At 67.5% G+C, this 8993-nt stretch carries 7 protein-coding genes; 4 read left to right on the plus strand and 3 right to left on the minus strand.

Translation table 11 applies throughout. The annotated features are described in order from the left end of the window. Nucleotides 1-187 (plus strand): hypothetical protein (locus WKB25_RS20860; RefSeq protein ID WP_340572738.1); only part of this gene is annotated, 187 nt, incomplete at its 5' end. 33 nt (nucleotides 188-220) lie between these two features. On the opposite strand, the gene WKB25_RS20865 is transcribed toward WKB25_RS20860, so the two are convergent. Continuing rightward, nucleotides 221-1843: an EAL domain-containing protein gene (locus WKB25_RS20865; RefSeq protein WP_340572740.1), complete on the minus strand. Its 1623-nt coding sequence runs from the start codon at nucleotides 1841-1843 to the stop codon at nucleotides 221-223. A gap of 228 nt (nucleotides 1844-2071) precedes the next feature. Between WKB25_RS20865 and cycA the strand changes: the two genes are divergently transcribed. Then, nucleotides 2072-3445 carry a D-serine/D-alanine/glycine transporter gene (cycA, locus tag WKB25_RS20870; protein ID WP_340572741.1) on the plus strand — a complete coding sequence of 458 codons (1374 nt, stop codon included), beginning with the start codon at nucleotides 2072-2074 and terminating at the stop codon, nucleotides 3443-3445. A gap of 422 nt (nucleotides 3446-3867) precedes the next feature. Further along, on the plus strand, nucleotides 3868-4644 hold the full coding sequence (locus tag WKB25_RS20875; protein WP_340572742.1) for a lytic transglycosylase domain-containing protein: 777 nt from the start codon (nucleotides 3868-3870) through the stop codon (nucleotides 4642-4644). 7 nt (nucleotides 4645-4651) lie between these two features. On the opposite strand, the gene WKB25_RS20880 is transcribed toward WKB25_RS20875, so the two are convergent. Beyond that, on the minus strand, nucleotides 4652-6187 hold the full coding sequence (locus WKB25_RS20880; protein WP_340572744.1) for a hypothetical protein: 1536 nt from the start codon (nucleotides 6185-6187) through the stop codon (nucleotides 4652-4654). 150 nt (nucleotides 6188-6337) lie between these two features. Here WKB25_RS20880 and WKB25_RS20885 point away from each other — a divergent pair, with 150 nt between their 5' ends. Next, nucleotides 6338-8422, plus strand: coding sequence for a gluconolaconase (locus tag WKB25_RS20885; RefSeq protein WP_340572746.1), 2085 nt, complete (start codon nucleotides 6338-6340; stop codon nucleotides 8420-8422). Here WKB25_RS20885 and WKB25_RS20890 read toward each other — a convergent pair. Beyond that, the gene (locus WKB25_RS20890; RefSeq protein ID WP_089238385.1) at nucleotides 8400-8807 is read right to left on the minus strand and encodes a YciI family protein; all 408 of its coding nucleotides are present in this window, start codon (nucleotides 8805-8807) and stop codon (nucleotides 8400-8402) included. The genes WKB25_RS20885 and WKB25_RS20890 overlap by 23 nt on opposite strands. Between the last annotated feature and the right edge of the window lie 186 nt (nucleotides 8808-8993).

Genomic DNA, 8993 nt, shown 5'->3' on the forward strand with positions numbered 1-8993 from the left:
CAGTTTGATGGCGCAGATGGGAACGCCTCAGCTGGGCGAGCTGGGACCGGTCGATCCGCCCGGTTGGGGCTTCGGCCTGGGCTTTGCCGTGCTGCGTGATGCAGCGGCCAGCGGCTGGGCAGGTCTGGGGATTCACGGCGTCCCCCGCGTATCCACCCCGCCCGACCAACCCACGAACCGCTCTTAGCGACCCACCACGAGGGGCTGCGCCGTTCGCCGACTACTCCTCCCCTGCCTGCTCGCGCTCGAACGGCACGCGGCGCGGATTCTGCATGTGCTCCCGCGCCGCGCCGTACTGCTGTTGCCGCTTGCGGTGGAAGGCGATGAACTCATCGCGCGGCAACGGCCGCGAGAACAACCAGCCTTGGCCGAACTGCACGTGCTGGCTGTGCAGGTACGCCAGCTGCGCCTCGGTTTCCACGCCTTCGGCCACCACCCACAGGCCCAGCTCGCGGGCCATACCGATGATGTGTGGTGTGACCGGGCTGGTCGCGCTTTCGGTGCCGATCGCATCGATGAAGGACTTGTCGATCTTCAGCGCATCCAATGGCAGCTGCTGCAGGTACTGCAGGCTGGAATAGCCGACGCCGAAATCATCGATGGCCACGCTGTGACCCGCGCGTCGCGCCGCCGCCAGCATGGTGCGCGCACGGTCGATGTCGAGGAAGCCATGTTCGGTGGCCTCCAGCCAGATCTGCTGCGGCAGGATGCCGCTGCCGGCCATGCGCTGCGAGATCACCTTCAGCGCCCGCCCGCTGCTGATGTCCTCGGCCGCCAGGTTGATCGCGATGTGTGCACTGCGATCCTCGGCCAACAGTTCACGCATGTCGGCAACCACGTTCTCGATCACCAGATCGGTGATGGCGGCGATCATCCCGGCTTCTTCGGCCAAGGGAATGAACAGGTCCGGACGCACCTGCGTGCCGTCGGGTCGCTGCCAGCGCACCAGTGCTTCGGCGCCGACGCAGATGCCGGTATCCAGTTCGATGATCGGCTGGTAGTGCAGGTAGAGTTCGCGGCGGCGGATGGCGATGCCCAGTTCGCCGCGCATCGACAGCCGTCGTCGCGACAGCCAGATCACCAGGCCGGCACCGGCGGCGGCCATCAGCAGTCCCAATGGCACGAACAACCACGCCTGCTGCCGGAACGTCGCTGCCAGCGCAGTGCGCGGGGCGGTGGCGATCGCCAGCCATTCACCGCTGCGCGCGCTGGCATACAGGGTGTTGCGGTCCAGGCCCTCGCCGGGCTCGCGTAGCAGTTGCTGCAACAGGGTCGGGTCCATGCCGTCCTGCTGGGTCAGCAGCCGTCCATCCGGGCTTGCCAGGGCCAGCCGCACGTCCGGGTCGACGATGACATCGACGAAGCGACGGGGGTCGACCAGCACGTCGTACGACCCGTACATGATGGACAGCATCGGCCGCCGGCCCGCCGCCTCGGGGCGTACGTCCACGGTGATGCCGACGCCATCGCTGGTGACGTGGTCCGGCGTGGGCTGGTCCACATCCCGCAGGAACGGGCCCCACGACGTGCAGCGCAGCTTGCCGCCCTCGAAGTAGCCCATCTGGTCGGACGACGGCGTGGTCATCACCAGGGTCTGCATGCGCTGGATGTGCTCGGCCCCGCAGGGCGACAGCACCGTGGCCTCGGCCGACTTCAATGCCGCCAGCGCTTCCTGGTAGGACACTTCGGTACGGCGCAGGCTGCGCTCGGCAATGGCATGCAGGCGCTGTTGCTCGACGCTGACGGCGCGATCCCAGGTGGCATAGACCATGACCGCGATCGGCACTGCAGCGGCCAGCACGGCCAGTACGGTGCCGCCGATGATGACCCGCAGTCGACTCACTGCCGAGGCTCCAGAGAGGTGTGCAGGGCTGGGCACATGGGCGGGGCCGGTCCTTGGGCGATGGCGGTATATGAACACGGCGCCGGGCTGGGCGGAATGGGACAAATGCGGTAACGGGTCACATTGTGGTGAAAGTGACACTTGTTGACGGTCCTGGGCCGTCCGGCGCTGGCGTTGTGGCAGCCGGAGGACTACCGTCGAACGCTTCGCCCGCCTCTTTCCGCGCCCATGACCGAGCCCGCCACGCCCCCCGAGCACCTGCGCCGCAGTCTGTCCAACCGCCACCTGCAACTGATCGCCATCGGCGGTGCCATCGGTACCGGCCTGTTCATGGGCTCGGGCAAGACCATCAGCCTGGCTGGCCCGTCCATCGTGTTCGTCTACCTGATCATCGGCGCGATGCTGTTCTTCGTGATGCGCGCAATGGGTGAGCTGCTGCTGTCCAACCTGCAGTACAAATCCTTCATCGATTTCTCCACCGATCTGCTCGGGCCGTGGGCCGGGTTCTTCTGCGGATGGACGTACTGGTTCTGCTGGATCGTCACCGCCATCGCCGATGTGATTGCCATCGCCGCCTATGCGCAGTTCTGGTTCCCCGGGCTGGACGCGTGGATACCGGCATTGGCCTGCGTGATGCTGCTGCTGGCGCTGAACCTGGTGACGGTGAAGTTGTTTGGCGAAATGGAATTCTGGTTCGCGCTGATCAAGATCGTGGCGATCTGCGCGCTGATCATCACCGGTGCCGGGCTGGTGGCGTGGGGCTTCACCTCGCCCAGCGGGCACACCGCAGCGCTGTCGAACCTGTGGAATGACGGTGGCATGTTCCCGATGGGCCTGGTCGGTTTCTTCGCCGGTTTCCAGATCGCGGTGTTCGCCTTCGTCGGCATCGAACTGGTGGGTACCACCGCCGCGGAAACGGCCAACCCGGAGCGCAACCTGCCCAAGGCGATCAACTCGATCCCGGTGCGCATCATCATCTTCTACGTGCTGGCGCTGATCGCGATCATGGCGGTCACCCCGTGGCGCCAGGTGGTGCCGGACAAGAGCCCGTTCGTGCAGCTGTTCGTGCTGGCCGGCATTCCCGCCGCTGCCAGCCTGATCAACTTCGTGGTGCTGACCTCGGCCACGTCCTCGGCCAACAGCGGCATCTTCTCCACCAGCCGCATGCTGTATGGCCTGGCCGAGGAAGGCCATGCACCGCGCGGCCTGTCCAAGCTCTCTCGCGCAGCGGTGCCGGCACGGGGCCTGCTGTTCTCCTGCCTGTGCCTGCTGGGCGGCACCCTGCTGATCTACCTGATCCCCAACCTGGTGACCGCCTTCACTCTGGTGACGACCCTGGCGACGGTGTTGTTCATCTTCGTCTGGTCGCTGATCCTGGTGGCCTACATGGTCTACCGCCGTCGCTACCCCGAACGCCACGCGGCCTCGATCTTCAAGATGCCCGGCGGCGTGGCGATGTGCTGGGCCTGCCTGCTGTTCTTCGCCGCCGTGCTGGTGCTGCTGAGCCTGCAGGCCGACACCCGCCAGGCGCTGGTGGCCAGCCCGGCGTGGTTCGTGCTGCTGGGGGCCGGCTATTGGCTGCGGCGGAAGATGGCGCGGTAGCCAGCAAGACCCTCGCCAACAGATCTCACGGCCTCGGTGAGTCCCATCCACGCATGGCGTGGATCTACACGTGTCGACCAAGGTCGACACCCACCAACAGCCGCGGAAATCTGTCGAAGGCGGGGTGGGTCCGGTTGCGGGGGTGTAAGCGCCATGAATGGCGCGCCCAAGCCTCCATGGGTGAGGGCGCTTTGCTTGCGAAGCACTGCTTCGCAAGCGCCCGAACGCACAGCCGCCAGCGGCTGGGCAGGTCTGGGGATTCACGGCGTCCCCCGCCACCGGACCCACCCCGCCATACCCCGGAACCCAGCTTTTGACATTGATTCGGCCGTTGCCGTTGCCTCTGCGGGTGCCGGGCGCCGCCCGGCCGAACACCCCCATTCACTCATTGTTAGCGGCCGCCGCCGGATCATCCGGCCGCCATGTCTGTCCGTCCCGCTCTCGTCGCGCTGTTGCTGCTGTCTGGCCTTTGGCCAGGGCTGGCCGCTGCGCGCACGGTCTACCGCTGCGTACAGGGCAACACGGTCAGCCTGGCCACCGCACCGGAGCCCGGCTCGCGCTGCACGCCAAAGGAGATCGACGACAGCGCCGTGCAGACCCCTAACCTGTGGGGCAACATGGGTGTGTTCAGTGGCGTGCTGTACGAGCGCGAGCAGGACGGCAAGCTTGTCTATTCCACCCGCAACCTGCCCGGCTCGCGGGTATTCCTGAAGTTCACCGTGGCCACGCCACCGGGCGAACCGGCGCATGAAGGCCTGGGCAAGGTCGGCAAGCCCCAGCTGGCCCAGCACGCAAGACAGTTCAAGGCGGCGGCCAAGGCCACCGGTGTCGACGATGCCTGGTTGCGGGCGATCGCTCATGCCGAAAGCAACTTCGACGCGCTGGCGGTGTCCAGCAAGGGCGCGCAGGGTGTGATGCAGCTGATGCCCGATACCGCAGCGGAGTACGGCGTGCACGACCCGTTCTCGCCGCAGCAGTCCATCGACGGCGGTGCCCGCTACATGCGCGCGCTGCTGCGCCGCTACAACGGCGACCGTCCGCTGGCAGCGGCGGCCTACAACGCCGGCATCGGTGCGGTGGCACGCTACAAGGGCGTGCCACCGTATGCTGAAACCCTGGCCTACGTGGACAAGGTGATGGCCCTGTACACCCGCTATCGCGAGGCGATGGGCATCCGCATCGAAGTACCGGCGAAGTAGCTGGTACTCAGCGCGATGTGGCGCTGCCCACCAGGTCGTAGCGCTCGATGCGACCAACGCGCGAGACTTCGGCCTGCACGTCGGCACGCTGCTTGAGTTCGCGCCAGGCGGCATCGATGCGTACATCGCCCGGCAACGACGGATACACGCGCATGTCCTGCAGGCTGGCCAGCGCGTCGCTGCGTTCCAGCGGCGAGCGAAGCTGCTCGATCAGCACGGCTGCGGCCCCATCCAGATCGCCTTCTTCCAGCAGCATCTCGCGATAGAAGAGCCGCGCGTCCTGGCGCTGGGCGACGATGACCGCACGTGCGGCGGCGGCAGCGGTGGCATCACCACGCTGGCGGGCGGCGGCGAAACGGATCAAGGCCTGTGCGGCCTGGCCATAGCCGCTCAGACCGGTCAATGTGGCCATCGCGGCCTCTGCTTCCTGCGTCTTGCCGAGTGAGTTGAGCACGAAGGCCACGTTCATCTGATGCTCCAGACCATCGGGGCCGAGTGCGCCGATGCGGGCGGCCAGCTTCGCCGTCGCCAGCGCCTCATCGGTACGCTCCAGGCGTCGCAGCGCTGCGATGCGGCTGTTGAGCAGCCACGCCAGCCACTCCGCTTTGGCGGCGGGAGGCGATTGTCCTTCCGCGGCAGCCTGGGCCAGTTCACCGGTCAGCGCCAGTACTTCCTCGTTGCGATCCAGCATCAGCAGCGTGCTGCTGAAATCCACCAGGCGTGCATCCAGCTCACGATCCAGCAGGCCCGATACGCGCAGGGTGTCCAGATGGACCTGCGCGGCCTTGACCGGATCGAAGCGTGCATCGCGGCGGTCCACGTAACGGTCGAAGCGCTTGTCGCTGCGCAAGCGGATCAGCTCGGCCGGGCTGTCGATGCGGGCCAGCGTGGTTGGAATGGCATCGCCGCGACCGTTGTCGGCCTGTAGCGTCGCCAGCGCCAGCCACAGGCCGGTGGGTTCGCTGCCGCCGCTCTTCCAGCCGTTGTCGAACAGCGCCTGCAGCAGCGCCATGCGCTGCACGGGCTGCTCGCGCAGGTGGTACTGCAGGTAGCTGATGGTGTGGTGGTCGATCGCCAGCGGGCCGTCGGCACGCGCCAGTGCCTGTGTCAGATGCTCGACTGCCGCTGCCGGATTGTCATCGTTGAGGTCCAGCGACACCAGCGTGGTCAGGATGCTTGCATCGCCCGGCAACGCCAGCAGCGCCTGCTGCAGATAGCGCCGTGCCAGCGCCGGTTGCTTCTGCATGGCCGCCGTCCAGCCGGCAAACTGCGCGGCGCGTCCGCGGCGCTCGGCATCGAAGTCGGCCAGCAGTGGACTGTCCATCAGCCGTTGCATGGCGATCAGCGCGGCGAGCGTATTGCCACTGCGCGACTGTTCGATGGCCGTATCCCATTGCTGCGCGTACGCGGCATGCGCAGCATCCATCGCCGCATCGGGCGGATGCTGCGAGGCAGGAGTGGGCGTCCGGGGCACGTTCGCCGAGGCGGTCGCGCTGGTCAGCGCGGCCAACAGCAGCGCGAAGAGTGGGGTGCAGCGGGGCATGGTGGGCCTCCGTCCATGGAACGGACATTGAACCTGCTGTGGCAGCGCAGGACAAGCGCTGTGAGATGGACCTGACCATCGGCCATGGCGCTGCACGGGCGCAGCGATTATCGTTCGTGCCTCTTCATGCAAGTACAGGCAAACGGGACGATGGCGCGGTGGCAAGGGATGGCGGTGGGTGCGGTGGTGGTGGCAACAGCGGTGGCCCTGGCGGCAACCTGGTGGGAATTCCCCGCCTCCGGCCCGCAGGTGCCGGCTGGCCCCGTACCGACGCCGCTGGCGTGGACCGCACAGATCGAGCTGCTGGCCGGCGACGGTCATCCGGGTGATCGCGATGGCGCCTCGGCGCAGGCACGCTTCGCCGACCCCTACGCACTGCTGGGCGGTGCCGATGGCAGCGTCTATTTCACCGATGCCGGTGACAACAACCGCATCCGTCGCCGCCTGCCCGATGGCCGTATCGAAACGGTAGCGGGGCAGGGCGAGGGACGTGTTGATGGGCCTGCCCTGCAGGCAAGTTTCAACACCCCTTCGGGTATCGCCGCCGATGCACTGGGCAATCTGTATGTGGCCGATACCGGCAATCATGCGATCCGGCGCATCGGCACCGATGGACAGGTGACGACGCTGGCGGGTGGCCAACAGGGCTTTGCCGATGGTCCTGCCGCACAAGCGCGTTTCGATGGACCGATGGGCATCGCCCTGGATGCGCAGGGACAGGTCTATGTGGCCGATACCTGGAACGACCGCATCCGCGTGATCGGTACCGATGGCAACGTACGTACGCTGGCCGGTGGCGACCGCCCGGGCTTCGCCGATGCACCCGGTATTGACGCCCGCTTCGACACGCCGGTGGCGCTGGCCTTCGATGCGCACGGCGCACTGCTGGTGGCCGATCTGTTCAACAACGCGATCCGCCGCGTCGGCGCCGACGGCACGGTCAGTACCGCGGTCGGCAAGGGTGAGGTCATCAACGGCCCGCTGTCACTGGCCACCACGCACGACGGTGTGCTGTATGTGGGTGACCTGGACGGGCGCATCGTGCAGGTGACCCCGCAGGGCCATCAACTGGCGCTGCTGGGCAATGACCGCCTGCCACGGCTGGCGCGCCCCAGTGGCCTGGCCGTTGAAGCCGACGGTGCCCTGCTGGTGGCCGACTCCGCAGGCTATCGCCTGCATCGCCTGCGCCCGCTGCCGGTGGGTGAACTGCCCGCACCGGCACTGGTGGGGCCGGCCTCCGATGCGGCGCTGCCGGACAGCGGTGGGCGCTGGCCATTGGCACCACAGGATGGCTGGCATGAAGTGGTGGGCACGCTCGGCGAAGTGCGCGGCACCTTCCAGGGTGAGAGCCGCCACCACCTGCACGGCGGCTTTGACGTGCGCGGCGATGTCGGCCAGACCGTGCTGGCGATTGCCGAGGGCAAGATCAGCAGCCCGATTGCCGCCTGGAGCCTGGGCGGGCAGGCTGAAGGCCTGGCCGTGGACCGGTTGAAGTACATCCACATGCGCGTCGGCCGTACGCCACGCGGCGAACCGTTCGACGCGCGCTGGCAGCCGCTGTACGCCGAAGACGGCACGCTGGAGCGCATCCGCGTGCGCCGCGGTACGCGTATCCACGTGGGCGACCGCCTGGGCAGCATCAACAACCAGGCGCACGTGCACCTGGCCGTGGGCAATGGCGGTTTCGAGACCAATGCGGTGGCGCTGGGGTTCAAGGACTACGCCGACCACTTCGCACCGCGCATCACCGACGTGGCGCTGCTGGACGACAACGATCAACCGCTGGCTGCCGGCAGCGACGGTGTGGTGATGCTGGCCCGGCAGGGACGTGGCGTGCAGATCGTGGTGGAAGCCTGGGACCAGGTGGACAACAACCTGCCGCGTCGTCGGCTGGGGCCGTACCAGGTGGGTTACCAGATTCTGGATGCCGCCGGGCAGCCGCTGCAGGGCTACGAGCAACCGCGCTGGAACATCGTGTTCAACCGCATGCCGCCGCAGAAGCAGGCGGTGAAAGTGGCTTACGCGCCCGACAGCGGCATCACCGTGCACGGCAGTGCGGTCACCCGCTTCCGGTATCTGGTGACCAACACCGTGCGCGATGGCCTGATGGAAACCGGCCGCTGGCAGCCGGCGGCGTTGCCGCCGGGCGAGTACATCGTGCGTGCCAGTGCGCGCGACTACAGCGGCAACGAAGGCGTAGGCCCGCGCGAGATCAGGGTACGGCTGCTGCCATAGCCGCAGCGGGGGCGCCGCAGCGTTCGCGCTCGGCGTCCATGTCTTCCAGCGGCCGCACCTCGATGCTGCCGAAGCGTGCCCACGGGAACCCCTGCGCGATACGCATGGCCTCATCGCGGTCGTGGGCGACGATCAGGTTGAAGCCGGCCAGCAGTTCGCGGGTTTCGGCGAACGGGCCATCGAGCACCCGGCTGTGGCCATCGCGCACGCGCAGGGTCTGCGCCGATTCGATCGGCTGCAGTTTCTGCGCGGCCAGCAACGTGCCCTCGGCCTGTAGTTTGTCGGCGTGGGCGAGGCAGTCGCGCATCAACGTGTTGAAGTCGTCGATGGGCAGGGTGCGCAGCAGTGACGGGTCGATGTAGATCAGAAGCAGGTACTGCTGCATGGCGAAGTCCTGGCGGGGGCGGGATGCTCATGATGGCGCAGGTTTGCGCGGGGGCATGCTGCACTGCGAAAGGCAGAGCGGGAAGCGCGCCTTCGGCGGGGATCGGCGAACGGCGGGGCCCCTCCGTGGTGGGGTGGGTTGGTCGTTGAAAGCTGGGTTTCTGAGTGGGGGGGGGGGGGGGGGGGT

Source organism: Stenotrophomonas sp. G106K1 (assembly GCF_037969685.1).
Lineage (GTDB): Bacteria > Pseudomonadota > Gammaproteobacteria > Xanthomonadales > Xanthomonadaceae > Stenotrophomonas > Stenotrophomonas lactitubi.

Coding starts and splice junctions, on each gene's coding strand:
- cycA (WP_340572741.1), top strand. CDS start 2,072: ATGACCGAGCCCGCCACGCCCCCCGAGCACCTGCGCCGCAGTCTGTCC.
- WKB25_RS20875 (WP_340572742.1), top strand. CDS start 3,868: ATGTCTGTCCGTCCCGCTCTCGTCGCGCTGTTGCTGCTGTCTGGCCTT.
- WKB25_RS20880 (WP_340572744.1), bottom strand. CDS start 6,187: ATGCCCCGCTGCACCCCACTCTTCGCGCTGCTGTTGGCCGCGCTGACC.
- WKB25_RS20885 (WP_340572746.1), top strand. CDS start 6,338: ATGGCGCGGTGGCAAGGGATGGCGGTGGGTGCGGTGGTGGTGGCAACA.
- WKB25_RS20890 (WP_089238385.1), bottom strand. CDS start 8,807: ATGCAGCAGTACCTGCTTCTGATCTACATCGACCCGTCACTGCTGCGC.